Origin of the sequence: Streptomyces sp. NPDC051173 (assembly GCF_040689515.1) — a bacterium.
Lineage (GTDB): Bacteria > Actinomycetota > Actinomycetes > Streptomycetales > Streptomycetaceae > Streptomyces.
The window spans coordinates 1-24,742 of the sequence record NZ_JBFBBD010000008.1 but is presented as its reverse complement, the minus strand read 5'-3'; the positions used below and the strand labels follow the sequence as shown (position 1 = coordinate 24,742).

Sequence of the window (24,742 nt, the reverse complement as noted above, 5' to 3'; positions counted from 1 at the left end):
GCGTGTCTAGCCGCGCTTGGCCTCGGCCCATTCACGCTGGACCGCCAGATCCGCCTTGACCTCGCCCAGCTGCACCGCGACCGCCGAGGGCGCCGTGCCGCCCCGCCCGCTGCGCGAGGCGAGCGCCCCGGGCACGTCGAGGACCGTGCGGACCTCGGGGGTGAGGTGCGGCGAGATCGCGGCGAACCGCTCGTCCGTGAGCTGGTCGAGCTCGATGCCGTGGGCCTCGCACTCCTTGACGCACTCCCCCGCGACCTCGTGCGCGACCCGGAACGGCACACCCTGCTTGACCAGCCACTCCGCGATGTCGGTGGCCAGCGAGAAGCCGGCCGGGGCCAGCTCCTCCATCCGGGCGCGGTTGACCGTGAGGGTCGCCATCATCCCGGTGAAGGCCGGGAGCAGGACCTCCAGCTGGTCGCAGGAGTCGAAGACCGGCTCCTTGTCCTCCTGGAGGTCGCGGTTGTAGGCGAGCGGCAGCGCCTTGAGCGTCGCCAGCAGGCCGGTCAGATTGCCGATGAGCCGGCCGGACTTCCCCCGCGCCAGCTCGGCGATGTCGGGGTTCTTCTTCTGCGGCATGATCGAGGAGCCGGTGGAGAAGGCGTCGTGGAGGGTCACGAAGGAGAACTCCTTCGTGTTCCAGATGATCACCTCCTCGGCGATCCTCGACAGGTCCACGCCGATCATCGCCGTGATGAAGGCGAACTCCGCGACGAAGTCCCGGGCGGCCGTCCCGTCGATGGAGTTGCCGGACGAGCCGCGCTCGAAGCCCAGGTCGGCGGCGACCGCCTCCGGGTCCAGGCCGAGCGAGGAACCGGCGAGCGCCCCCGAGCCGTACGGCGAGACGGCCGTGCGCGTGTCCCACTGCCGCAGCCGCTCCGCGTCCCGGCCGAGCGCCTGGACGTGGGCGAGCACGTGGTGGGCGAAGAGCACGGGCTGGGCGTGCTGGAGGTGGGTGCGCCCCGGCATGGCGACGTCCGCGTGCGCCTCGGCCAGGCCGACCAGCGCCTCCTGGAGCTCGGTGAGCAGCCCGCCGATGATCCGGGCGTGGTCCCGCAGATACATCCGGAAGAGGGTCGCGACCTGGTCGTTGCGGGACCGCCCGGCGCGCAGCTTGCCGCCGAGGTCGGGGCCGAGCCGCTCCAGCAGTCCACGCTCCAGGGCGGTGTGCACGTCCTCGTCGGCGATCGTGCCGGTGAAGGTGCCCGCCGCGACGTCGGCCTCCAGCAGCCCGAGGCCGTCGGTCATCCGCTGGAGCTCGTCGGCCGTCAGCAGACCGGCCTTGTGCAGCACGCGCGCGTGCGCGCGGGAGCCCGCGATGTCGTACGGGGCGAGGCGCCAGTCGAAGTGGACGGAGGCGGAGAGCTTGGCCAGTGCCTCGGCGGGTCCGTCCGCGAAGCGGCCGCCCCACAGCCGTACGTCGCCGCCGCTGTTGCCGTTGCTCACTTGCTGCTCCTCAAGGCTGGTGGTGTGCGGCCGCCTCCCCGCCGTGGGGCGGGGAGGCGGCTCCGTGCAGGGTGCTAACCGCTGGGATCAGACCAGGTCACGCTTGGCCGCGATCTTCGACGAGAGGCCGAAGATCTCGATGAAGCCCTTGGAGAGCGACTGGTCGAAGGTGTCGCCGGTGTCGTAGGTGGCGAGGTTGAAGTCGTAGAGCGACTTCTCGGACTTCCGGCCGGTGACGACGGCCCGGCCGCCGTGCAGCGTCATCCGGATGTCGCCGGAGACGTGCTCGTTGGCCTCGGCGATGAAGCCGTCCAGCGCCCGCTTGAGCGGCGAGAACCACAGGCCGTCGTAGACCAGCTCGCTCCACCGCTGCTCGACCTGCCGCTTGTAGCGGGCCAGCTCGCGCTCGACGGTGACGGCCTCCAGCTCCTGGTGGGCGGTGATCAGCGCGATCGCGCCGGGCGCCTCGTAGATCTCCCGGGACTTGATGCCGACCAGCCGGTCCTCGACCATGTCGAGCCGGCCGACGCCCTGGGCACCGGCCCGCTCGTTGAGCTGCTGGATGGCCTGGAGCACGGTGACGGGCTTGCCGTCGATGGCGACCGGGACGCCCTGCTCGAAGGTGATGATCACCTCGTCGGCCTCCCGGGGGGTGGCCGGGTTCGCGGTGTAGTCGTAGACGTCCTCGATCGGGGCGTTCCAGATGTCCTCCAGGAAGCCGGTCTCGACGGCCCGCCCGAAGACGTTCTGGTCGATGGAGTACGGCGACTTCTTGGTGGTCGCGATCGGGAGCTGCTTCGCCTCGCAGAAGGCGATGGCCTTGTCCCGGGTCATGGCGTAGTCCCGGACCGGGGCGATGCAGGTGAGCTCCGGCGCGAGGGAGGAGATGCCCGCCTCGAACCGCACCTGGTCGTTGCCCTTGCCGGTGCAGCCGTGGGCGACGGTGCTCGCGCCGTGCTTCCTGGCGGCGGCGACGAGGTGCTTGACGATCGTCGGCCGGGAGAGCGCGGAGACCAGCGGATAGCGGTCCATGTAGAGGGCGTTGGCCTTGATCGCCGGGAGGCAGTACTCCTCGGCGAACTCGTCCTTGGCGTCGGCGACCTCCGCCTCCACCGCACCGCAGGCGAGCGCGCGCTTGCGGATGACGTCCAGGTCCTCGCCGCCCTGGCCGACGTCCACGGCGACGGCGATGACCTCGGCGCCCGTCACCTCGGCGATCCAGCCGATGGCGACGGAGGTGTCCAGGCCGCCGGAGTAGGCGAGTACGACGCGCTCGGTCACGGGTTTCTCCTTACGATGCATGCGGTGATGGGTATAACTATGCACTGCTCCGTATGTTTCGTCAATAGCTCATGGGGGTGAATCGAGCGGGCGTTCCTGTCGACCGGGCGGTCTACGATGCGACTATCGAGAGGCCCGACTAGGGGAGGTTGTCTTGACCATGGCCGTGCAGATCGATTCACTGCAGAACGCCATCGACCGCATCGCCTCAGTGATCAAGGGCTTCAAGATCGAGGCAGTGGGGGACCGGATCATCATGACGCCGCAGAGCAGCGTCCAGAGCCTGACCATCTTCGATGTCCGTGACGCCGCCCTGGCAGCCGGTGTCGACCGGGAACGCGTGCTGTCCGACGTGGAGTTCACATTCCCGGGAGAACCCAAACGCTGCCCGGACGTATCGGTCATCGAAGGCGGCGCAACAGATCCGCTCTCGTACGAGGACCTCCTGGCCGCCGTCGAGATCGTTTCCTCGAAGAACGACAAGAACGACTACGCGATCAAGGTCCAGCAGTACGCCCACTTCGGCGTACCCCTCTACCTGATCATTGACCCGTTCCGCGGCGAGTGCGACCTGCTCACCCGGCCCGAGGGCGACACCTACGCCTCCCGCGAGCTGTACAAGTACGGCGACACCGTCCCGCTCCGCCTGACCGACGGAAGCTCCGTCGACATCCCCACACACACCTTCAAGCGCCGCACCTGACCGGGTCCCGCACCCCGGATTTGGATCACGGCGCCAAACAGGATATTTTCTTCTTGCACGCCCCGCCGGGAAGAAAAGCCCGGAGGGACGCGGCACCGGGACGTGGCGCAGCTTGGTAGCGCACTTGACTGGGGGTCAAGGGGTCGCAGGTTCAAATCCTGTCGTCCCGACGGTGCAGTAGAGGTGAGCGGCCCGGAGGTTTTCCTCCGGGCCGCTTGTTTGTGTGTGTGGGCTCAGACGATGCGCACGCCGCCGCGGAAGACCGCCCTCACCGCGTGCACGGCCGTGATGTCGGTGAGCGGGTCGCCGGACACGGCGACGAGGTCGGCGTCGTAGCCGGGGGCGATGGAGCCCTTGTGGCAGGCGACGCCGCAGACGCGGGCCGCCGTGGAGGTCACGGCGCGCAGCGCCTCCAACGGGCTGAAGCCCAGGTCCACCATGGCCGTGACGCAGCGGGGATGGCTGCCGTGCGCCTTGGCCGGGAGGGTCCCGGAGTCGCTGCCGCACGCCATGACCACGCCGGCCTGCCGCATCGCGGCCAGTCCCGCGATCATTTCGGGGATCATTTCGGGGATCCGCCGGGCGGTCCCGGGCGGCGGTGGCACGCCGGGCAGCGAGCCCGGGGTGAGCGAGGCGACGATGCCCGCCCGGACCATCTCGTCGATCACCCGGCGGTCGTAGTGGACCCCGGCCTCGTCGTCGGTGACGAAGGAACAGTGCTCGATCGAGTCGAACCCGGCGGCGACGGCGTGCGCGATGCCGGAGACCGTGTGCGCGTGCGCGGTGATGGGCAGTTCGTGCCGGTGCGCCTCGCGTACGGCCGCGCGCAGTTCGGCGTGGCCGTACTGCGTGCGGTACGGGTCCGGGCCGGGCGTCGGATCGCCGCCGGTCACCATCACCATCACCACGTCCACGCCGCGCTCCGCGCGCTCGCGCACCGCCGCGCGCACCGCTTCGATCCCCTCTGCCTCGCCGCCGAGGAACCAGTGGTGCCCGCGGGGCGTGGTGAGCGGCGGGCCGGAGGCGAGCACCCGCGGGCCCGCGGCGGGGTCCTTCGCGGTCTCCTCGCGCAGCCGCAGCGCGAGATAGCCGCGGTCGCCCAGGTCGCGTACGGTCGTCACGCCCGCCGCGAGCGTGGCGCGGGCCGCGGCCCGCATGCGCATCAGCAACTCCTCGTCGGCGGCGCGCCGCAGGCTGCCCACCACGTCGTCGCTCGCGTCGAGGGCCAGGTGGACGTGGGTGTCCACGAATCCGGGGAGCAGTGCGGCCTCGCCCAGGTCGACCGGCTCGGCGCCGGCGGGCGGCTCCCCGCCCGCGCGGACGTCGACGATCCGCCCGCCCTCCACCAGCACCAGCGGCCGCTCCACGGGCCCCGGCCCCGCCCCGTCGAACAGCGATCGCGCGCGTACGGCGAGCATGGCTCCTCCTGTGTTCAATTGGCTGTGTTCAACTCACTGATGACTCCCGTCAACTGCCCGGTGGAAGCCTCGTGTTAAGCCCGGCGACATCATGATTTCCCCGTGGGGCGGGAGAACAGCACAAAAGGGGTGCGGACCGGTGGTCCGCACCCCTTTCGGCGAAGAGTGTCAGCGTTCCTTCTGGGCCAGTCTCAGGAGGTGGTCCGCCAGGGCCTGGCCGCCCTTGGGGTCGCGGCTGATGAGCATGACCGTGTCGTCGCCCGCGATGGTGCCGATGATCTCGTGGACGCCCGCCTGGTCGATGGCCGAGGCGAAGAACTGCGCGGCGCCCGGCGGGGTGCGCAGCACGACGAGGTTGGCGGACGCCTCAGCCGAGATCAGCAGCTCGCCCGCGAGGCGGCCCATGCGGGCCTCCGTGGCGGACTCCCCCAGCGGGGCGCGGGGGGTGCGGTCACCGCCCTCGGAGGGGACCGCGTAGATCAGTTCACCGCCGGTGTTGCGGATCTTCACGGCGCCCAGCTCGTCGAGGTCCCGGGAGAGGGTCGCCTGGGTGACGGACAGTCCGTCGTCGGCGAGCAGCTTCGCGAGCTGGCTCTGCGACCGCACCGGCTGCCTGCCGAGGATGTCCACGATCCGCCGGTGGCGGGCGGTGCGGGTCTGCGGTACGGCCTGTCCGCCGTGGAACGGCTCGGCTTCCTGCGCCTCGGTCATCGTCTCGTCAGTCTCCGCATTCGTCTTTCCCTTGGCCCCCGTCGGCCGGTCGCACGTGTCACCCCGCGCTACGCACCCCCGCCGGCGGCGGTGTCCAGGACCCCGGGCAGGGCCCGGAGGAACGTTTCCACCTCATCTTCGGTGATGATCAGCGGTGGGGCCAGCCGCACCACGTCGGGTGCGACCGCGTTCACCAGGAGCCCGGTGTCCTGTGCCGCTTGCTGCACCTTCGGTGCGAGGGGCTCGGAAAGGACAATACCCAGCAGCAGGCCGGAGCCACGGACGTGGTCGACGAGGGGGTGGGCGAGCGCAGCGATCCCGTCACGCAGCCGCTCTCCCGTCCGCTTCACCCGGTCCAGGATTCCCTCCGTCTCCAGGGTGTCCAGGACGGCCAGGGCGGCGGCGCAAGCGACGGGGTTGCCGCCGAACGTCGAGCCGTGCTGACCGGGCGTCAGCAGGTCGGCGGCCGGGCCGAAGGCCAGGGTCGCGCCGATCGGCAGGCCCCCGCCGAGCCCCTTGGCGAGGGTGACCACATCGGGCTCGACGCCCTGCGCCTGGTGCTCGAACCAGTGGCCGGTGCGGCCGATACCTGTCTGGATCTCGTCCAGCACGAGCAGCGTCCCGGTCGCCCGGGTGATCTCGCGGGCGGCGGTCAGATAGTCCCGGGGCGGCACGACGACGCCGTTCTCGCCCTGGACCGGCTCCAGCACCACGAGCGCCGTGTCGGTGGTGACCGCGGCCCGGAGCGCCTCGGTGTCCCCGTACGGCACATGCGTCACCTCCCCCGGCAGCGGCAGGAACGGCTCCTGCTTGGCGGGCTGGCCGGTGAGGGCGAGGGCGCCCATGGTGCGGCCGTGGAAGCCGCCGGCGGCCGCGACCGTGCGGGTGCGGCCCGTACGCCGTCCGATCTTGAACGCGGCCTCGACGGCCTCCGCGCCGGAGTTGGCGAAGTAGACGCGGCCGGGGCGGCCCGCGAGGTGCAGGAGGCGCTCGGCGAGGGCGACGGTGGGCTCGGCGGTGAAGAGGTTGGAGACGTGGCCGAGGGTGGCGATCTGCTCGGACACCGCGCGCACGACGGCCGGGTGGGCGTGGCCGAGGGCGTTGACGGCGATCCCGCCGACGAGGTCGAGGTAGGCCCGGCCGTCGGCGTCCCAGACGGTGCTCCCCGCGCCGCGCACGAGCGGGATCCGGGGGGTGCCGTAATTGTCCATCAGGGCGCCCTGCCAGCGCCGGGTGAGCTCGGCGTTGCTCATGCTTCCCTCTCCTGGGGCTCGTCGGGTACGACCATGGTGCCGATGCCCTCGTCGGTGAAGATCTCCAGCAGGATCGAGTGCTGGACCCGGCCGTCTATGACGCGGGCGGTGGTGACGCCGTTGCGCACGGCGTGCAGGCAGCCCTCCATCTTGGGGACCATGCCGCTGGTCAGCTCGGGCAGCAGCCGCTCCAGCTCGCTCGCGGTGAGCCGGCTGATGACCTCGTCGCTGCGGGGCCAGTCCTCGTAGAGGCCCTCGACGTCGGTGAGGACCATCAGCGTCTCGGCGCCGAGCGCGGCGGCGAGGGCCGCGGCGGCGGTGTCGGCGTTGACGTTGAAGACGTGACCCTCCACGTCCGCGGCGTCCGCGCTGCGGGCGATGGAGGAGATGACCGGGATCCGGCCGTCGTCGAGCAGCGCCTGCACGGCACCGGTGTCGACGTGGGTGATCTCGCCGACCCGGCCGAGGTCCACGCGCTCGCCGTCGATCTCGGCGTAGTGCTTGGTGGCAGTCATGGTGTGGGCGTCCTCGCCGGTCATGCCGACGGCGAGCGGGCCGTGCCGGTTGAGCAGGCCGACCAGTTCGCGCTGCACCTGTCCGGCGAGCACCATCCGTACGACGTCCATCGCCTCCGGCGAGGTGACCCGCAGGCCCGCCTTGAACTCCGAGGCGAGGCCCAGCCGTTCGAGCTGCGCGCTGATCTGCGGCCCGCCGCCGTGCACGACGACGGGGCGCAGGCCCGCGTGACGGAGGAAGGCGACGTCCTGGGCGAAGGCCGACTTCAGCTCCTCGTCGACCATGGCGTTGCCGCCGAACTTGATGACCACGGTCTTGCCGTGGTGCCGCGTCAGCCAGGGCAGTGCCTCGATGAGAGTGCGGGCCTTGGGCAGGGCGGTGTGCTTGCGGGTGCCCGTGGCGGCGGGACTTGTGGCGGCGGGAGTTGTGGCACCGGGAAGGCTCATGAGGAGTACGCGCTGTTCTCGTGGACGTAGTCGGCGGTGAGGTCGTTGGTCCAGATGACCGCACTCTCCTCGCCGGCGGACAGGTCGGCGGTGATCCGGATCTCGCGGTAGCGCATGTCGACGAGGTCGCGGTCCTCGCCCACGGAGCCGTTCTTGCAGACCCAGACGCCGTTGATCGCGACGTTGAGCCGGTCCGGGTCGAAGGCGGCCGTGGTGGTGCCGATGGCGGAGAGCACCCGGCCCCAGTTGGGGTCCTCGCCGTGGAGGGCGCACTTGAGGAGGTTGTTGCGGGCGATGGTGCGGCCGACCTCGACGGCGTCGGCCTCGGTGGCGGCGCCCACGACCTCGACGCGGATGTCCTTCGAGGCGCCCTCGGCGTCGCCGATGAGCTGGCGGGCGAGGTCGTCGCAGACGGCCCGCACGGCCTCGGCGAAGTCGTCGTGGGCGGGGACGGCACCGGAGGCGCCCGAGGCGAGGAGCAGCACGGTGTCGTTGGTGGACATACAGCCGTCGGAGTCGACCCGGTCGAAGGTGGTGCGGGTGGCGGCGCGCAGCGCCCGGTCGAGGTCGGCGGAGTCCACGTCGGCGTCGGTGGTGAGGACGGCCAGCATGGTCGCGAGGCCGGGGGCGAGCATGCCCGCGCCCTTGGCCATGCCGCCGACGGTCCAGCCGTCGCCCTGGGCCACGGCGGTCTTGTGGACGGTGTCGGTGGTCTTGATGGCGATGGCGGCCTTCTCGCCGCCGTGCGGGGAGAGTTCGGCGGCGGCCTTGCCGATGCCGGGGAGCAGCTTGTCCATGGGCAGCCGGACTCCGATGAGGCCGGTGGAGGCCACGGCGATCCCGGCGGCGTCCGTGCCGAGCACTTCGGCTGCCTTCTCGGCGGTGGCGTGGGTGTCCTGGAAGCCCTGCGGGCCGGTGCAGGCGTTGGCGCCGCCGGAGTTGAGGACGACCGCGCCGACCCGCCCGCCCTTGAGGACCTGCTCGGACCACAGGACCGGGGCGGCCTTGACGCGGTTGGAGGTGAAGACTCCGGCAGCGGCCAGGCGGGGCCCGGTGTTGACGACGAGGGCGAGGTCGGCGCCGCCGCTCTCCTTGATCCCGGCGGCGATGCCCGCCGCCGTGAACCCCTGTGCTGCGGTCACGCTCACGGTGTCTTCTCCTTCTCCGTGCCGCCGTGGGGGCGGCTGCTGGTGACGTTCAGGGTGGTGCCGGCCCGTTCGCAGGGCGCCGACCTGGTGAGCATGACGGCCAGGGCGCGGCGGATGTGCGCGGCCCTGAAGCGGGCCGGGTGACGCGACCTCATGGCGCCACTCCCGTGGCGGGGAGCCCCAGCTCCTCGGGGAGCCCGAGGGCGATGTTCATGCTCTGCACCGCGCCGCCCGCGGTGCCCTTGGTGAGGTTGTCGATGGCGGCGACGACCACGATCCGGCCGGCCGCCGGGTCGTACGCGACCTGGAGGAGCGCGGCGTTGGAGCCGAGGACCGCGGCGGTGGAGGGCCACTGCCCCTCGGGGAGGAGGTGGGCGAACGGCTCGTCGCGGAACGCCTTCTCGTACGCGGCCCGCAGGCTTTCCGCCGTGACGCCGGGCCGGGCCTTGGCGCTGCAGGTGGCGAGGATGCCGCGGGGCATCGGCGCCAGGGTGGGGGTGAAGGAGACGGTGACGGGCTCGCCCGCGGCCGCGGTGAGGTTCTGGATCATCTCCGGGGTGTGCCGGTGGCCGCCGCCGACGCCGTACGGGCTCATGGCGCCCATGACCTCGCTGCCGAGCAGGTGCGGCTTGGCGGCCTTGCCCGCGCCGGAGGTGCCGGAGGCGGCGACGATCACGGCCTCGGGCTCGGCGAGCCCGGCGGCGTAGGCGGGGAAGAGCGCGAGGGAGACGGCCGTCGGATAGCAGCCGGGCACCGCTATTCGCCTGCCGCCGCGCAGGGCCTCCCGCGCACCGGGCAGCTCGGGCAGGCCGTACGGCCAGGTGCCGGCGTGCGGCGAGCCGTAGAACCGCTCCCACTGCCCCGCGTCCTCCAGCCGGAAGTCCGCGCCGCAGTCGACGACCAGCACCTCGTCACCGAGCTCCGCGGCGACGGCGGCGGACTGGCCGTGGGGCAGTGCGAGGAAGACGACGTCGTGCCCGGCGAGCGCCTCGGCCGAGGTCTCCTCCAGCACGCGGCCGGCGAGCGGCAGCAGGTGCGGCTGCACCGCGCCGAGCCGCTGCCCGGCGCTGGAGTGCGCGGTGAGGGCGCCGACGCGCACCTCGGGGTGCGCGAGCAGCAGGCGCAGCACCTCGCCGCCCGCGTATCCACTCGCTCCTGCCACTGCCGCACGGATTGCCATCGGGCCCCTCCTGGTCGATGGCATGACTATACGAAGTATTGAAGTTTTATGCAATGGTGCCCCGGAGCCCGGCCGGGAGCTCGCTTAGCCTCTTCCCTGTGCCAGCCTCCCGCCTCCATCGCGTCGCCGTCCTTGTGCTCGACGGTGCGAAGCCTCTCGACGTCGGAATTCCCGCGCAGGTCTTCACGACCCGCGCGAGCATGCCGTACGAGGTGCGGGTGTGCGGGGCGGCGCCCGGTCCCGTGGCCGGCGGCGACGGACTCGCGTACCACGTCGCCCACGGCCTCGACGCGCTCGCGTGGGCCGACATCGTCTTCGTCCCCGGTTACCGGTCCCCGGGCCGCGACGACCCGCCGCGGGCCGTGGTCGACGCGCTGATCGCCGCCCACGACCGGGGCGCGCGGCTCGCCGCCATCTCGACGGGCGCCTTCGCCCTCGCCGCCACGGGCCTCCTCGACGGCAAGCGCGCCACGACGCACTGGCACTACGCACGGGCGCTCGCGGCGAAGCACCCGCTCGTCCAGGTCGACGAGAACGTGCTGTTCGTCGACGAGGGCAGCGTGCTGACGTCGGCCGGCGCGGCGTCGGGCATCGACCTGTGCCTGCACATCCTGCGCGGCGACCTCGGCGTGGCCGCGTCGAACCACGCGGCCCGGCGCCTGGTCGCGGCCCCCTACCGCAGCGGCGGTCAGGCGCAGTACGTACCGCGCAGCGTGCCCGAGCCGCTCGGTGAGCGGTTCGCCGCCACCCGCGAGTGGGCGCTGCACCGGCTGGGCGGGACCCTCACCCTCGAACTGCTCGCCCGGCATGCCGCGGTGTCGCCGCGCACCTTCTCGCGGCGCTTCGTCGAGGACACGGGATACACGCCGATGGAGTGGGTCATGCGCGCCCGCATCGACCTGGCCCGTGAGCTGCTCGAACGTTCGGAGCGGCGCGTCGAGCAGATCGCCGCCGACGTCGGTCTGGGCACCGGTGCCAATCTGCGACTGCACTTCCAGCGCGTCCTCGGCACGACGCCGAGCGAGTACCGGCGCACCTTCACCCGGGGCGAGTGACCCACCGCCGCCTGGCGCGATCCTTTTGAACCCTGGCGATCGCGCCACTGTCGCGGGCGGAGGCGGCGCGCGAAATTGATGGGGAACCGAAGGGACACCATTCATGACGCGCATCGCCATCAACGGATTCGGCCGCATCGGACGCAATGTGCTGCGTGCGCTGCTGGAGCGTGACAGCGACCTGGAGATCGTCGCGGTCAACGACCTCACGGAGCCCGCCACCCTCGCGCGGCTGCTCGCCTACGACACGACGGCCGGCCGGCTCGGTCGCCCGGTGACCGTCGACGGGGACGCCCTCGTCGTCGACGGCCGTCGCATCACGGTGCTCGCCGAGCGTGAACCGGCGCGGCTGCCCTGGGCCGGACTCGGCGTCGACATCGTGCTGGAAGCCACCGGCCGCTTCACGTCGGCCGGGGCCGCCCGCGCCCACCTCGCAGCAGGCGCGAAGAAGGTGCTGGTCGGTGCGCCGTCGGAGGGCGCCGATGTCACGCTGGCGTTCGGGGTCAACACGGACGCGTACGACCCGGACGCGCACACGATCGTCTCGAACGCCTCGTGCACGACCAACGCCCTCGCGCCGCTGGCCGCGGTGCTCGACGAACTCGCCGGTATCGAGCACGGCTTCATGACGACGGTGCACGCCTACACGCAGGAGCAGAACCTGCAGGACGGTCCGCACCGCGACGCCCGCCGCGCCCGTGCCGCCGCCGTCAACATCGTGCCGACCACGACGGGAGCCGCCAAGGCGATCGGCCTCGTGCTGCCGAACCTCGACGGCAAGCTGTCGGGCGACTCGATCCGCGTGCCGGTCCCGGTGGGCTCGATCGTCGAGCTCAACACGACCGTCACCCGCGACGTGACGCGCGACGAGGTGCTCGCGGCGTACCGCGCCGCGGCGGAAGGGCCGCTCGCCGGCGTCCTCGAGTACTCGGACGACCCGCTCGTGTCGTCCGACATCACGGGCAATCCGGCCTCGTCGATCTTCGACTCGGCCCTCACCCGCGTCGAGGGCCGTCACGTCAAGGTGGTCGCGTGGTACGACAACGAGTGGGGCTTCTCGAACCGCGTGATCGACACACTCGAGCTCCTCGCCACCCGCTGACCGGCGCCGGGGCCGTACCCCGCCTCCGGCGGCCGCGTCGCCCAGTGGCTCCTGTGAGCGCTCCAGTCGGCCCGTCGGGTCGACCGGAGCGCTCGGTCACCCTCAGGCCGAGGTGAGCGCAGGGCATCGAACAGGCGCAAAATGGGCACGTGGGCGTCCGGCGCATGTCAGTGGACCGCCTCCTGGAGCAGCCGTCGGGCCGCGGACTGGTGGCGATCCCCCTCGTGCTGATCGTGGTGATCACCGCGGTGGACCTCCGCTCCGGGACGGACGTCCACCTCGGTCCGCTGCTGGTCATCGCGCCCGCCCTCACCGCCTCCTTCGCCGGGCCGCGGCTGACCGCCCTGATCGGGGCGCTGGCCGTCGCCGCCCAGGTCTTCATCGCCGTCTTCCACGGCGGGCTGGGCACGACCAACCACGTGGCGCAGATCATCGCCCTGGCCGTGCTCTCCGCGGTGGGGGTGTTCGTCTGCGCCCTGCGGGAGCGGCGCGGCCGGGAGCTGAGCCGGGTGCGGTCGGTGGCCGAGACGGCGCAGCTGGCCCTGCTGCGGCCGCCGCCGCGCCGGATCGGGCCGTTGCGGGTGGCCTGGCTCTATCTGGCCGCCGAGGACGAGACCCGGATCGGGGGCGACCTCTTCGCGGTCGCCCGCGCCGCCCGCCCCGCCACCCGGGTGCTCATCGGCGATGTACGGGGCAAGGGCCTGGCCGCCATCGGCGAGGCGTCCGTGGTGCTGGGCGCGTTCCGCGAGGGCGCCCACCGCTACGCCACCCTGCCCGAGCTCGTCTCCGCCTTGGAGGAGAGCGTCTGCCGGGATCTGGAGGAGGTCGCCGACACCGCGCACGACCCGGGCGAGCACTTCGTCACCGCCCTCCTGCTCGACATCCCGGACGAGGGCCCCGAGGCCGAGATGATCAGCTGCGGCCATCCGCCGCCCCTGCTGGTCCACGATCGGCAGGTGACGGTCCTGCACCCCCGCAGCCCCACGCCCCCGCTGGGCATGTGCGGGCCGCCCGGCCCGGGCCACCGCACCGACCCGTTCCCCTTCGCGCCCGGCGACACGCTCCTCCTCTACACCGACGGAGTCATCGAGGCCCGCTCGCCGGCCGGGGACTTCTACCCCCTCACCGAGCGGCTCGCCTCCTTCCCCGCCGCGGGCCCGGAGGCGCTGCTGCGCCACATCCACCGCGACCTGCTCTCGCACACCGGCGGGCAGCCCGCCGACGACACCGCCCTGCTGGCCGTCGAGCGCGCCCCCGACCGGCTCCCCCACCTGCCGCACGGGCCGGGCGACGACGCCGGTTCCCGACGCCACGGATATCCACCTGGACGGGCCGCGCGACCGTCATGATGTTGTCGGCCCCCGCCCCGGCCGTGTGAAGGCCTCGACGTTTCGCTATTTGCGCAAGCGCGAAACTGTAGGGTGCTGACGTTCCACGGCCCGGTCACGGGCCGTTCGACATGTCCCTTCTCCGAGCCGAGGGCCGTGACCGTGAACATCTCGCTCGCCGCGCGCCCCGTGAGCGGCAGCCGCCGCATGCGCCTGTGGGGCCACCTGTCCCCGCTGTGGCGCCTGGACTGGATCCTGCTCGGCGCCGTCGTGGCCCTGGGCGCGACCGGGGCGCTGCTGGCCTGGTCGGCCACCCGCTACCGCCAGGAGGCCCTGGGCGCCGACCCCGCCCTCTACCTCGAACGGCACCTGCTCAACCTGGCCCTCGGCCTACTGCTGTGCGCGGCGGTCACCGCGGTCGACTACCGCAGGTCACGCGGCTACGCCCCCGTGCTCTACGGCGCGGCCGTGCTGTTCCTCTTCACCGTGCTGACCCCGCTGGCCAGTACGGTCAACGGCGCGCACTCCTGGATCGTGCTGGGCGGCGGCTTCTCGCTCCAGCCGTCGGAGTTCGTCAAACCGGCCGTGGTGGTGATGCTCGCGGCGCTGCTGACGGAGGCGCGCGAGGCCCGCTGCGGCGAGGCGCCCCGCACCCGGCAGGTCGCGGCCTCCCTCGGCCTGGTCGCCGTCCCGGCGGCGGTCATCATGGCCAGCCACGAGCTCGGCACCAGCCTGGTGCTGGTCGCCATCACCGTGGGCCTGCTCTACGCGTCCGGCGTCCCGGGCCGCATCCTCGGCGTCCTCGGCGCCCTGGCCGCGGCGGCGGCCACCGCCGTCGTCACCCTGCACCTGCTCAGCGCCTACCAGCTCAACCGCTTCGCGGCCTTCGCCGACCCGCACCTCGACCCCTCCGGGGTCGGCTACAACACCCAGCAGGCCCGGATCGCCATCGGCGCCGGCGGCCTGCTCGGGCAGGGCCTCTTCCACGGCGACCAGACCAACGGCGGCTTCGTCCCCGAGCAGCAGACCGACTTCATCTTCACCGTCGCCGGCGAGGAGCTCGGCTTCCTCGGCGCGGGCGCCGTGATCGCCCTGCTCGGCATCATCCTCTGGCGCGCCATGGCCATCGCCCGCCGCGCCGAGGACATGTACGCCACGCTGCTGTGCGTGGGCATCGTCTGCTGGCTGGCCTTCCAGTCCTTCGAGAACATCGGCATGACCCTGGGGATCATGCCCGTCGCGGGCATCCCCCTGCCGCTGGTCTCGTACGGAGGCTCCTCGATGTTCGCCGTCTGCCTGGCCGTCGGACTGCTCCAGTCCGTCCAGCTCGTCACCACCCGGCCCCGCAGCCTCTGACGGCCCGGCCCGCCCGGAGGCGGACCCCTGTCGAGAGGGGGCCGGTCACGAGATATCTTGATGTCGAGCAATGTTACAGACGTGGAGCGGAGCACCCGGTGACTGACTCGACCATCATCTATACGCACACCGACGAGGCCCCGGCCCTGGCGACGTATTCGTTCCTGCCCGTGGTCCAGGCGTACGCCTCGACGGCAGGTGTCACTGTGGAGACCCGTGACATCTCCCTGGCCGGGCGGATCATCGCCGGTTTCCCCGAGTACCTCGAAGAGGGCCAGCGGATCGAGGACGCCCTCGCCGAGCTCGGCGAGCTGGCGAAGACGCCCGGTGCGAACATCATCAAGCTGCCGAACATCTCGGCCTCGATCCCGCAGCTGAAGGCGGCCGTCGCCGAGCTCCAGCAGCAGGGCTACGCGCTGCCGGACTACCCGGACGACCCGAAGACCGACGAGGAGCGCGACATCCGCGCCCGCTACGACAAGGTCAAGGGCAGCGCCGTCAACCCGGTGCTGCGCGAGGGCAACTCCGACCGCCGCGCCCCCGCCTCGGTCAAGAACTACGCCAAGACCCACCCGCACCGCATGGGCGTGTGGACGGCCGACTCCAAGACCAACGTCGCGACCATGGGCGCCGACGACTTCCGCTCCACCGAGAAGTCCGCGGTCGTCCCGGCGGACGGTTCGCTGCGCATCGAGCTGGCGGGCGCGGACGGCAGCACCACCGTGCTGCGCGAGTCCGTCCCCGTCCTCGCGGGCGAGGTCGTGGACGCATCGGTGATGCGCGCGGCCGCTCTGCGCACGTTCCTCACCGCGCAGATCGCCCGTGCCAAGGCCGAGGGCGTGCTGTTCTCCGTGCACCTGAAGGCCACGATGATGAAGGTCTCCGACCCGATCGTCTTCGGCCACGTGGTGCGCGCCTTCTTCCCGAAGACGTTCGCGGCGTACGGCGAGACCCTGGCCGCCGCCGGCCTGAGCCCGAACGACGGCCTCGGCGGCATCCTCAAGGGCCTGGACGCGCTGCCCGAGGGCGACGCGATCAAGGCGTCCTTCGACGCCGAGCTCGCCGAGGGCCCGGCCCTGGCGATGGTCGACTCCGACAAGGGCATCACCAACCTGCACGTCCCGAGCGACGTCATCGTCGACGCCTCCATGCCGGCGATGATCCGCACCTCGGGCCACATGTGGGGCCCGGACGGCCAGGAGGCCGACACCCTCGCCGTCCTCCCGGACAGCAGCTACTCCGGTGTCTACCAGGCCGTCATCGAGGACTGCCGCGCCAACGGCGCCTTCGACCCGTCGACCATGGGCTCGGTGCCCAACGTCGGTCTGATGGCGCAGAAGGCCGAGGAGTACGGCAGCCACGACAAGACCTTCGAGATCGCCGCCCCGGGCACCGTGCGGGTCGTCGACGGCGCGGGCACCGTCGTGCTGGAGCAGCCGGTCGCCGAGGGCGACATCTTCCGCATGTGCCAGGCCAAGGACGCCCCGATCCAGGACTGGGTCAAGCTCGCCGTCACCCGTGCCCGCGCGACCGGCGCCCCGGCCGTCTTCTGGCTCGACGAGAGCCGCGCGCACGACGCGAAGCTCATCGAGAAGGTCCGCGCCTACCTCGCCGAGCACGACACCGAGGGCCTGCGGATCGAGATCATGTCGCCGGTCGAGGCGACGAAGTTCTCCCTGGAGCGCATCCGCCGGGGCGAGGACACGATCTCGGTCACCGGCAACGTGCTGCGTGACTACCTCACGGACCTCTTCCCGATCCTCGAGCTGGGCACGAGCGCGAAGATGCTCTCGGTCGTCCCGCTGATGAACGGCGGCGGCCTGTTCGAGACCGGTGCCGGCGGCTCCGCGCCCAAGCACGTCCAGCAGCTCGTCAAGGAGAACTACCTGCGCTGGGACAGCCTGGGCGAGTTCTTCGCGCTGGCGGCCAGCTTCGAGCACCTCGCCCAGACCACGGGCAACGCGCACGCCCAGGTGCTCGCCGACACCCTGGACCGCGCGACCGCGACCTTCCTCGACGAGGACAAGTCGCCGAGCCGTCGCCTGGGTGGCATCGACAACCGCGGCAGCCACTTCCACCTGGCGCTGTACTGGGCGCAGGAGCTGGCCAAGCAGACCGACGACGCGCAGCTCGCGCAGGCGTTCACGGCCCTGGCCGAGTCGCTGACCGCGCAGGAGCGGACGATCGTCGACGAGCTCGTCGCGGTGCAGGGCGAGCCGGCCGACATCGGCGGCTACTACCAGCCTTCGACGGAGAAGGCGGCGGCCGTCATGCGGCCGAGCGCCACGTTCAACGCGGCGCTCGCGATCCTCGGCTGATCCAGCCTGATCCGCTTCTGACCCGCCCTGGTCGGCCTCGCGCCGGCCGGGGCGGTTCTTTTTTCGCCTGCGGCGGGCTCGTTCCCCACCCCGCCCCTTCCCGAACCGGGGCTCCGCCCCGGACCCCGAAGCACGCTTCGCGCGCTGTCCTCAAACTCCCCCAGCTACCTCCCCCAGACTCCGTCCGGGGGTGCCCCCAAGGTGCCCCCACGGGCTGGATTTGCGCACCCCGGGGGTCTGGGGGCGGGGCGCGTGCTCAGTACCCCGCCGGGCGCACCAGCCCCGTCTCGTACGCGAAGACCGTCGCCTGCGTGCGGTCGCGCAGACCCAGCTTGACCAGGATGCGGCTGACGTGGGTCTTCACCGTCTGTTCCGCCACCACCAGGCGCTCGGCGATCTCTCCGTTCGACAGGCCCTGGGCCACCAGGGACAGGACCTCGGTCTCGCGTTCCGTCAGGCCGCCGACGCGGTCCTTGAGCGGGGCGCGGGGCGTGCCGGTCATCCGGGAGAACTCGGCGATCAGGCGCTTGGTGACGTTCGGGGCGAGCAGGGCGTCGCCCGCCGCCACCACGCGTACGGCCTGGGCGAGTTCGGCGGCCGACGCGTCCTTCAGCAGGAAGCCGGACGCGCCCGCGCGCAGCGCCTCGTAGACGTACTCGTCGAGGTCGAAGGTGGTCAGGACGAGCACCTTGACGGCGGCGTCCGGGCCGGTGACGCGGCGGGTCGCCTCGATGCCGCCGAGGCCGGGCATCCGGATGTCCATCAGGACGACGTCGGGGGCGAGTTCGGCGACCTTGGCGACCGCGTCGATGCCGTCGACGGCCTGGCCGACGACCTCGATGCCGGGTTCGGCGTTCAGCAGCACCGTGAAGCCCTGACGGACCATCATCTGGTCGTCGGCTATCAGGACGCGGATCGTGGTCATGGGGTGTCCTCGACGGGCTCGGCAGGGGGCTGCGTGGGCAGGAGTGCGGTCACTTCCCAGCCGCCGTCGGGGGTGGTGCCGGTGGCCAGTTCGCCCCCTAGCATCGCAGTGCGCTCACGCATGCCGAGCAGGCCCTGGCCGGTGCCCGGCGAGGGCGGGGCGGCCCGGCCCGGCGGGCTGTTGGTGACCCGTACGGTCACACCGGTCCGCCGGTATCCGATCTCCACCCGGACCTCGGCGCCGGGCGCGTGCCGCATCGCGTTGCTGAGTGCCTCCTGCACGATACGGAACGCCGACAGCTCGACGCCCGGCGACAGCGTGCGCGGTGCGCCGGTGGTCTCGGTGACGACCGCGAGCCCGGCGGCGCGGACGTTGCCGACCAGCTCGTCCAGCCGGTCGAGCGTGGGCTGCGGGGTGTGCCGTACGCCGTCGGCCAGGGCGTCCTCGGAGCGCAGCACGCCCAGCACGCGGCGGAGTTCGGTGAGTGCCCCGACCGCGTTCTCGCGGATGCCGGCGAGGTTCTCCTTGAGCTCCTCGGAGGGGTTCTCGACCAGGTGCGGGGCGACCTGCGCCTGGATGGAGATGACCGACATGTGGTGCGCCACGACGTCGTGCAGCTCGCGGGCGATCCGGTTGCGCTCCTCCAGGAGGGTGCGCCGGGCCCGCTCCTCGGCGGTGAGCTCCTCCTGCACGACCAGTTCCGTACGGGCCACTTGGCGGCCGCGCAGGGCCGCGCCGACCACGACCGCGGTGGTGAGGATCGCGACGGCCCGGCCGATGTCGTAGTTGTGAGGCCCGGTGAACCGGCTGCAGGCGGCCGGCCCCGCGAGGAGGCTGATCGTCAGCGCCTCGGCCGCCGCCCGGGGGCGGAGCCGCAACGCCAGCAGGAACAGCACCCCGGTCTGCGCGGCGAGTCCGCCGATGGTCCAGGGGAACAGGACGTCCCTGGTGGCGGTCTGCGAGACCTCCGCGACGACGACCATGACGACCGTCACCGCCCACCAGGCGGCCACCGGCCGGAACATCGCGACGACGAGTGCCACCGCCGGGATCAGACCGAGCGGCACACTGGGCCATCCCCGTACCCCGTAATCCTGGCTGAGTTGGCGCACGCTGACGATGCAGACGGCTGCCGCGCACAGCACCAGCAGTGGCACGAAGGCCGGCCGCCAGGCCAGCCAGCGGGGCCGCCCCGCGTGCGGCGGATCGACGGGCTCCCCCCACAGGTCCTCGCGCAGCGTGCGCGGTGCGGCCCGCAGGGCCGCCACCAGGAGCTTTGTCATGTTCCCCCCATTCACAGGAGCACTTTAGGCCGTGTCCGGTGGATCGTTGCCCGGCCGCGGGCCGCCTGCTGCCTCCCCTGTTCGTACGTGCGGAACGCCGCCACGCAGATCAGCAGCGCCGCCCCGAACACCGGCAGCCACAGCAGGCGGGCGAGTATCCAGCCCGGCCCGTCCGGGAGGGTGTGCAGGCCGGGCAGGGCGCCGCCCGTGAGCAGGCCCGTCGCGGAGACCGCCATCATCGCCGTCTGGTGCCAGAGGAAGATCGTCATCGCGGAGAGGTTCACCAGCGCCACCGCGGCCCAGGCGGCGGGCCGGGCGAGCACCCGGCGCAGCGGGCCGAGGAGCAGCAGGGCCGCGCCGCTCTGGGCGAGGCCGAAGGTGACGGCCGCGAGGGTGGGCGGGTTGAGGTTGGATATCGCGGCGCCGGGGACCCCGACCATGGAGGCCGGGTAGCCCGCGAACAGCACGAGCAGGGCCGTGGCGGCGCCGCCGCCGAGCAGCAGCGCCCAGCCGGTCGCCCGGCCTCCGGCACGGCCTCGCGCCCAGGCCGCGCCCAGGCAGTACGGGACCAGCCAGCCCGCCGCCACATTGATCCAGCCGAGCCAGGCGGGCCCGCCCAGGCCGAACCGGACGATGTCGACGTGCAGCACGACGGCCAGCGGCCACAGCGGGTGCAGCCTCGCGACCAGCGGGGTCGCCGCCGTCAGCACGGCGAAGACCAGCAGGAACCACAGCGGGGACAGCACCAGCTTGACCAGCGTGTGTACGGTGTCCGGGGCGACCCCGGAGGCGAGCATCCCGCCCGTCGCCGCGGCCCACACCACCAGCACGGCGGCGACCGGCCGGAAGAGCCGGGCCAGCCGGGCGCGGAGCCACTGTCCGTACGTCACTCCCTTGGCCACGGCCGAGGCGTGGCTGCTCGCCCCCACCCTGCCTCCCACCAGGAAGAACACCGCGAGGGTCTGGACCGTCCAGGAGACCGGTGCCAGGCCGGGCATGAACTGGAGCGGGCTGGCGGCGCGCACCGTGCCGCTGTCGGCGACCAGGGCGGTCACCAGCCAGTGGCCGAGCACGACGCCGAGGATGGCGAAGGCGCGCAGGGCGTCGACGGCGCGGTCGCGGCCGGGCGGGGTGGCGGCGTCGATCCGCCGGACGAGGTCACGCATGACGGCCCTCCTCGGAAGGGAGCTCTCCGGAGACGATCCGGGCGATGTTCTTCAGGGCGGTGGAACCGGGCTTGAGGTAGTCGCTGTGGCCGCCGTCGCCCGCGTCGAAGACCCGGGCGCCGAACTCCGGGGAGACCGGGTCCGTCCCGAAGCCGACCGTGGCGAAGGGCAGGTCGAGCCGGACGTGCGGCACGTCGGCGATCCAGTCGTCGGCCCCCCGGCCCGCCCAGACGGCGGCCCGGGTGCGCAGCGCGGCGACGTCGTCGGCACCGGTGCCGGGGCTGCCGTAGAGGACGATGCCGTCGACGTCCATGCCGGGCGCGGCCCGCCCGCAGACCACGGAGCCGTAGGAGTGGCAGAGGAGGGAGGTCCGGGCGCTGGGCTTGAGCGCGCCGAGCTGCCGTACGAAGGCGCGCAGCCCGCTCGCGGCGCTGTCGGCCCGTCCCGGGGTCAGCACGTCGGTGCTGATCGTTCCCGGCGTCTTGTAGCCGAGCCAGGCCACGACGGCGGCCCGGTCGCCCAGCTCCTGCCGGAGTGCCGTGGCGCCGGCGCGGAAGCGCTCGTACGTGTCGAGGTTGGTGTCCGAGCCCGGTACGAGGACGGCGACGCGGTCGGCCCGGGAAAGGTCGCCGAAGACCTCGACGGTGCGGCCGCCGTCGCGGCCGTCGAAGGAGAGGAAGTGGCGCGCCGGGTCCGCCATGGCCCGCAGGGCGGCGGCCCGCCTGTGGTCGCCGTGGCCGTCGGCCGCCCGTTCCGCCTCCTCGACGGCGCTCCTGTTGGCGGCGTACCGCTCGGCGAGCACGTCCGGTGCCGCGGTCCGCAGCGGGGCGAGGGCGGCGGGGGCCGGTGCCGGTACGGCCGCGGGGCGGGCCATGCCCGACACGGGCACCGCCACCGAGGCGGCGACGAGCGCGGCGAGGAGAGTGCGGCGCAGTCGGCTGCGGCGCGGGCGGGGCGTCATGGCGGGAGGTTCCTTCCGTACCGGATGCCGGTCGTGCATCCGGTACGGAAGTTATGGATCGGGCCGTGTGGTCGGCGTCCCACCACGGAGCCCACTTCGGCGTAGCTCCCCGGTATGACGGGTACGGGGTCGCGCGGCTGCCCACCTGCCGCTCCGTGAATAGCCGGACCCTACAAAACCGGCGCGCCGGAATCCGTGGATCACCGCATCCGGCCGGTCACGTTCCCCTTGGCAGAGTGGCTGGCGAGCCGATCTCCTCCCGCGGCCTCTTCGCGCGAGGAGTTGTATCTCTACGACAAATGGGGGTTTCGTCAATGAGTGCCGAGAACAAGGACGTGGTGGTCACCGGCCTCGGGGCCACGACACCGCTGGGCGGGGACGTCGCCTCGACCTGGTCCGCGCTGCTGGCCGGGCGGTCGGGGATCAGCGCCATCGAGGAGGAGTGGGCGGCCGGCCTGCCGGTGCGGATCGCGGGCAGGCTCGCGGTCGAGCCGACCGAGGTCCTGGATCGCGTACAGGCCCGCCGCATGGACCGCTGCGAGCAGATCGCGCTCGTCGCGGCGCGCGAGGCGTGGGCGGACGCGGGCGCGCCGGACGTCGATCCGGAGCGCCTGGCCGTGGTGATCGGTACGGGCACGGGAGGCGCCCTCACCCTGCTCGGCCAGGACGACGTCCTGGAGGCGTCCGGCGTGCGGAAGGTCTCGCCGCACACCGTCCCGATGCTGATGGCGAACGGCCCGGCGGCCTGGGTCAGCATCGAGCTGGGGGCGCGCGGTGGCGCGCACACCCCGGTCAGCGCCTGCGCGTCCGGGGCCGAGGCGATCGCGATGGGCCTGGACCTGATCCGGCTGGGCCGGGCCGACGTGGTCGTCGCGGGCGGTACGGAGGCGTGCGTGCACCCGCTGCCGCTGGCCGGGTTCGCGCAGGCCAAGGCCCATTCGACGCGCAACGACGACCCGCAAGGGGCGTCGCGGCCCTTCGACGTCGACCGGGACGGGTTCGTCATCGGCGAGGGGGCGGTCGTGGTCGTCCTGGAGCGCGCCGGCTTCGCGGCCGCCCGCGCGGCCCGGCGGCACGCCCGCCTCGCCGGGGCCGGAGTGACGTCGGACGCCCACCACATCACCGCCGCCCACCCCGAGGGCCAGGTGCGCGCCATGCGGATGGCCCTGGCCACGGCCGGGCTGTCGCCGCTGGAGATCGACCACGTGCACGCGCACGCGACGTCCACGCCCAAGGGCGACCTGGTCGAGGCCGGGTCGGTCGCCGAGGCCATCGGCGCGCACCCGGCCGTGACCGCGACCAAGTCGATGACCGGCCACCTCTTCGGCGCCGCGGGGGCGATGGGCGCGCTCGCCTCGGTCCTCGCGGTCCGGGAGGGGGTGATCCCCGCGACGCGGAACCTCGGCACACTCGACCCGGCCGTGAAGCTCGATGTGGTCACCGGCCGGCCGAGGCGGGGCACGGTGCGGGCGGCCCTGACGAACTCGTTCGGCTTCGGCGGCCACAACGCGTCGCTCGTCTTCACCGCCGCTTCGTAGGCCGCTCGACCGGCCCGACGGCGCGGTCACGTCATGAGGTGACCGCGCCCTCCGGTCCCATCACCAGCCCGCGCCGGCCGGCTGCTTCGTGGTGACGTTGACGCGGTTGAAGAGGTTGGTCAGGCCGATCCACAGGGTCAGGCCGGCGAGCTGCCGCTCTTCGTAGTGCCGGGCGGCCTCGGCCCAGACGTCGTCCGGCACCGGGTCGGGGCGGTCGCTGAGCCGGGTGGCGCACTCGGCGAGGGCCAGCGCGGCCCGCTCGGCGTCGGTGAAATAGGGGGTGTCCCGCCAGGCCGCCACGGCGGCGAGCCGGTCGTCGCTCTCGCCCGCCTTCCTGGCGTTCTTCACTCCCCCGTCGACGCAGTAGCCACAGCCGTTGATCTGGCTGACCCGGAGGTGGACGAGGTCGAGCGTCGCGTCGGGCACACCGCCCTTCTTCGCCGCCTTCATCACGCTGAGGACGGCCGGCAGGGCCTCGGGGATGACCGTTGCGGGGTTCTGTATCCGTGCTTCCATGTCGCGTCTCCTGTCGTCTCGCGTTTCTTGTCACACCGGCGGACCTTCATCCGTCAACGCACTGACGGATCACGACGGGAGAATGTGACAGATGACGGAGAAAGAGCTGCTGGCCGAGCGTTTCGAGGCCCACCGCACCCATCTTCGCGCAGTGGCCTACCGAATGCTCGGCTCACTGAGCGAGGCCGACGACGCCGTGCAGGAGGCATGGCTGCGGCTCAGCCGCTCGGACGCCGACAGCGTCGAGAACCTCGGCGGCTGGCTGACCACCGTCGTCGGCCGCGTGTGCCTGGACATGCTGCGTTCGCGCAGGTCGCGCGGCGAGGAGCCGCTGGAGGCGCGGGTGCCCGACCCGATCGTCGACAGCCCGGACGGCATCGACCCCGAGCACCAGGCGCTGCTCGCCGACTCGGTCGGGCTCGCGCTGCTCGTCGTCCTGGAGACGCTGGCGCCCGCGGAACGGCTCGCGTTCGTGCTGCACGACATGTTCGCCGTCCCGTTCGACGAGATCGCCCCGATGGTCGGGCGCACCCCGGCGGCGGCCCGCCAGCTGGCCAGCCGGGCGCGGCGCCGCGTACGCGGGTCCGCGCCGGCGCCCGACAGCGACCTCACCCGGCAGCGGCAGGTCGTGGACGCCTTCCTCACCGCCGCCCGCGGCGGCGACTTCGACGCGCTCGTCGCCGTGCTCCACCCGGACGTCGTCCTCCGCGCGGACACGGGCGCGGGAGCCCCGCAGGAGGTGCACGGCGCGGCGGCCGTCGCCGGCCGGGCCCTCACCTTCCAGCGCCTCTCCCACTTCGCCCGCCCGGCCCTTGTGAACGGCTCCATGGGCATCGTGACCGATGTGGACGGTGTCCCGATGGCGGTCATGGGCTTCACGATCGTGGACGGCAGGGTGCGGACGATCGACATCTTGGCGGACACGGGAAGGCTGCGGGGGCTTTCGCTTTAGGGCTGGTTGTTGTGCGGGTTGCTTGCGCCTGCGGCGGGCTTTCCCCCACCCCGCCCCTTCCCGAAACCGGGGCGCCGCCCCGGTTTCGGCCCCAGGATGCGACGAGCCGACATCGAGGTGCCAAACCATCCCGTCGATATGGA

General features: G+C 72.5%; 22 protein-coding genes and 1 tRNA gene. 9 read left to right on the top strand and 14 right to left on the bottom strand.

Annotated features, from left to right (window positions below):
- Positions 1–6: 6 nt before the first annotated feature.
- Both argH and AB0435_RS07510 read right to left on the bottom strand, forming a co-directional pair.
- Positions 7–1,443, bottom strand: coding sequence for an argininosuccinate lyase (argH, locus tag AB0435_RS07515; RefSeq protein WP_366003040.1), 1,437 nt, complete (start codon positions 1,441–1,443; stop codon positions 7–9).
- A gap of 87 nt (positions 1,444–1,530) precedes the next feature.
- Positions 1,531–2,724 carry an argininosuccinate synthase gene (locus AB0435_RS07510; RefSeq protein WP_366003041.1) on the bottom strand — a complete coding sequence of 398 codons (1,194 nt, stop codon included), beginning with the start codon at positions 2,722–2,724 and terminating at the stop codon, positions 1,531–1,533.
- 160 nt (positions 2,725–2,884) lie between these two features.
- On the opposite strand from AB0435_RS07510, the gene AB0435_RS07505 reads away from it, so the two are divergent.
- Together AB0435_RS07505 and AB0435_RS07500 are read left to right on the top strand one after the other, a co-directional pair.
- On the top strand, positions 2,885–3,427 hold the full coding sequence (locus tag AB0435_RS07505) for a Uma2 family endonuclease (protein WP_366426433.1): 543 nt from the start codon (positions 2,885–2,887) through the stop codon (positions 3,425–3,427).
- Between the two features lie 96 nt (positions 3,428–3,523).
- Positions 3,524–3,597 (top strand) — tRNA-Pro (locus AB0435_RS07500).
- A gap of 63 nt (positions 3,598–3,660) precedes the next feature.
- Here the strand turns inward: AB0435_RS07500 and AB0435_RS07495 are convergent.
- From AB0435_RS07495 to argC, 7 genes are all read right to left on the bottom strand, one after another.
- Positions 3,661–4,845, bottom strand: coding sequence for an amidohydrolase family protein (locus tag AB0435_RS07495; RefSeq protein WP_366426432.1), 1,185 nt, complete (start codon positions 4,843–4,845; stop codon positions 3,661–3,663).
- A gap of 168 nt (positions 4,846–5,013) precedes the next feature.
- Complete coding sequence (locus AB0435_RS07490; RefSeq protein ID WP_361526946.1) at positions 5,014–5,556, bottom strand: arginine repressor; 543 nt, start codon at positions 5,554–5,556, stop codon at positions 5,014–5,016.
- Positions 5,557–5,624: 68 nt separating this feature from the next.
- A complete protein-coding gene (locus tag AB0435_RS07485; protein ID WP_366003044.1) occupies positions 5,625–6,809 on the bottom strand; it encodes an acetylornithine transaminase in 1,185 nt (394 codons plus the stop codon).
- Positions 6,806–7,771 carry an acetylglutamate kinase gene (argB, locus tag AB0435_RS07480; RefSeq protein ID WP_366426431.1) on the bottom strand — a complete coding sequence of 322 codons (966 nt, stop codon included), beginning with the start codon at positions 7,769–7,771 and terminating at the stop codon, positions 6,806–6,808. Before argB ends, AB0435_RS07485 begins: the two co-directional genes overlap by 4 nt.
- On the bottom strand, positions 7,768–8,919 hold the full coding sequence (argJ, locus tag AB0435_RS07475) for a bifunctional glutamate N-acetyltransferase/amino-acid acetyltransferase ArgJ (RefSeq protein WP_366426430.1): 1,152 nt from the start codon (positions 8,917–8,919) through the stop codon (positions 7,768–7,770). The genes argB and argJ overlap by 4 nt, the downstream gene beginning before the upstream one ends.
- Complete coding sequence (locus AB0435_RS07470; RefSeq protein ID WP_366426429.1) at positions 8,916–9,074, bottom strand: hypothetical protein; 159 nt, start codon at positions 9,072–9,074, stop codon at positions 8,916–8,918. The genes argJ and AB0435_RS07470 overlap by 4 nt, the downstream gene beginning before the upstream one ends.
- Positions 9,071–10,099: an N-acetyl-gamma-glutamyl-phosphate reductase gene (argC, locus tag AB0435_RS07465; RefSeq protein WP_366426428.1), complete on the bottom strand. Its 1,029-nt coding sequence runs from the start codon at positions 10,097–10,099 to the stop codon at positions 9,071–9,073. The genes AB0435_RS07470 and argC overlap by 4 nt, the downstream gene beginning before the upstream one ends.
- 98 nt (positions 10,100–10,197) lie before the next feature.
- Here argC and AB0435_RS07460 point away from each other — a divergent pair, with 98 nt between their 5' ends.
- The 5 genes from AB0435_RS07460 to AB0435_RS07440 all read left to right on the top strand — a co-directional run bounded on the left by AB0435_RS07460 (position 10,198) and on the right by AB0435_RS07440 (position 17,258).
- Positions 10,198–11,154 (top strand): helix-turn-helix domain-containing protein, encoded by a 957-nt coding sequence (locus AB0435_RS07460; protein ID WP_366003051.1) that lies wholly within the window; start codon positions 10,198–10,200, stop codon positions 11,152–11,154.
- 103 nt (positions 11,155–11,257) lie between these two features.
- The gene (gene gap, locus AB0435_RS07455) at positions 11,258–12,256 is read left to right on the top strand and encodes a type I glyceraldehyde-3-phosphate dehydrogenase (RefSeq protein ID WP_366003052.1); all 999 of its coding nucleotides are present in this window, start codon (positions 11,258–11,260) and stop codon (positions 12,254–12,256) included.
- Between the two features lie 164 nt (positions 12,257–12,420).
- Positions 12,421–13,605, top strand: a complete 1,185-nt coding sequence (locus AB0435_RS07450) for a PP2C family protein-serine/threonine phosphatase (RefSeq protein WP_366426427.1) — start codon at positions 12,421–12,423, stop codon at positions 13,603–13,605.
- Between the two features lie 135 nt (positions 13,606–13,740).
- Positions 13,741–14,940, top strand: a complete 1,200-nt coding sequence (gene rodA, locus AB0435_RS07445) for a rod shape-determining protein RodA (protein ID WP_366003054.1) — start codon at positions 13,741–13,743, stop codon at positions 14,938–14,940.
- 98 nt (positions 14,941–15,038) lie between these two features.
- Positions 15,039–17,258, top strand: a complete 2,220-nt coding sequence (locus AB0435_RS07440; protein WP_366003055.1) for an NADP-dependent isocitrate dehydrogenase — start codon at positions 15,039–15,041, stop codon at positions 17,256–17,258.
- A 256-nt stretch (positions 17,259–17,514) separates the two neighbouring features.
- Here the strand turns inward: AB0435_RS07440 and AB0435_RS07435 are convergent, their stop codons facing one another.
- Genes AB0435_RS07435 through AB0435_RS07420 form a run of 4 tightly spaced genes read right to left on the bottom strand, consistent with a single transcriptional unit; the run spans position 17,515 to position 21,593 of the window.
- Positions 17,515–18,183, bottom strand: a complete 669-nt coding sequence (locus AB0435_RS07435) for a response regulator transcription factor (protein WP_366003056.1) — start codon at positions 18,181–18,183, stop codon at positions 17,515–17,517.
- Complete coding sequence (locus AB0435_RS07430) at positions 18,180–19,466, bottom strand: sensor histidine kinase (protein WP_366003057.1); 1,287 nt, start codon at positions 19,464–19,466, stop codon at positions 18,180–18,182. The genes AB0435_RS07435 and AB0435_RS07430 overlap by 4 nt, the downstream gene beginning before the upstream one ends.
- An 11-nt stretch (positions 19,467–19,477) precedes the next feature.
- Positions 19,478–20,632, bottom strand: a complete 1,155-nt coding sequence (locus tag AB0435_RS07425) for an acyltransferase (protein ID WP_366426426.1) — start codon at positions 20,630–20,632, stop codon at positions 19,478–19,480.
- Positions 20,625–21,593: an alpha/beta fold hydrolase gene (locus AB0435_RS07420; RefSeq protein ID WP_366426425.1), complete on the bottom strand. Its 969-nt coding sequence runs from the start codon at positions 21,591–21,593 to the stop codon at positions 20,625–20,627. The genes AB0435_RS07425 and AB0435_RS07420 overlap by 8 nt, the downstream gene beginning before the upstream one ends.
- Before the next feature lie 314 nt (positions 21,594–21,907).
- Between AB0435_RS07420 and AB0435_RS07415 the strand changes: the two genes are divergently transcribed.
- Positions 21,908–23,131, top strand: a complete 1,224-nt coding sequence (locus AB0435_RS07415; RefSeq protein WP_366426424.1) for a beta-ketoacyl-[acyl-carrier-protein] synthase family protein — start codon at positions 21,908–21,910, stop codon at positions 23,129–23,131.
- Between the two features lie 60 nt (positions 23,132–23,191).
- Here the strand turns inward: AB0435_RS07415 and AB0435_RS07410 are convergent, their stop codons facing one another.
- Positions 23,192–23,647 carry a carboxymuconolactone decarboxylase family protein gene (locus tag AB0435_RS07410; protein ID WP_366003061.1) on the bottom strand — a complete coding sequence of 152 codons (456 nt, stop codon included), beginning with the start codon at positions 23,645–23,647 and terminating at the stop codon, positions 23,192–23,194.
- A gap of 91 nt (positions 23,648–23,738) precedes the next feature.
- Here AB0435_RS07410 and AB0435_RS07405 point away from each other — a divergent pair, with 91 nt between their 5' ends.
- A complete protein-coding gene (locus AB0435_RS07405) occupies positions 23,739–24,599 on the top strand; it encodes a sigma-70 family RNA polymerase sigma factor (protein WP_366003062.1) in 861 nt (286 codons plus the stop codon).
- Positions 24,600–24,742 lie beyond the last annotated feature (143 nt).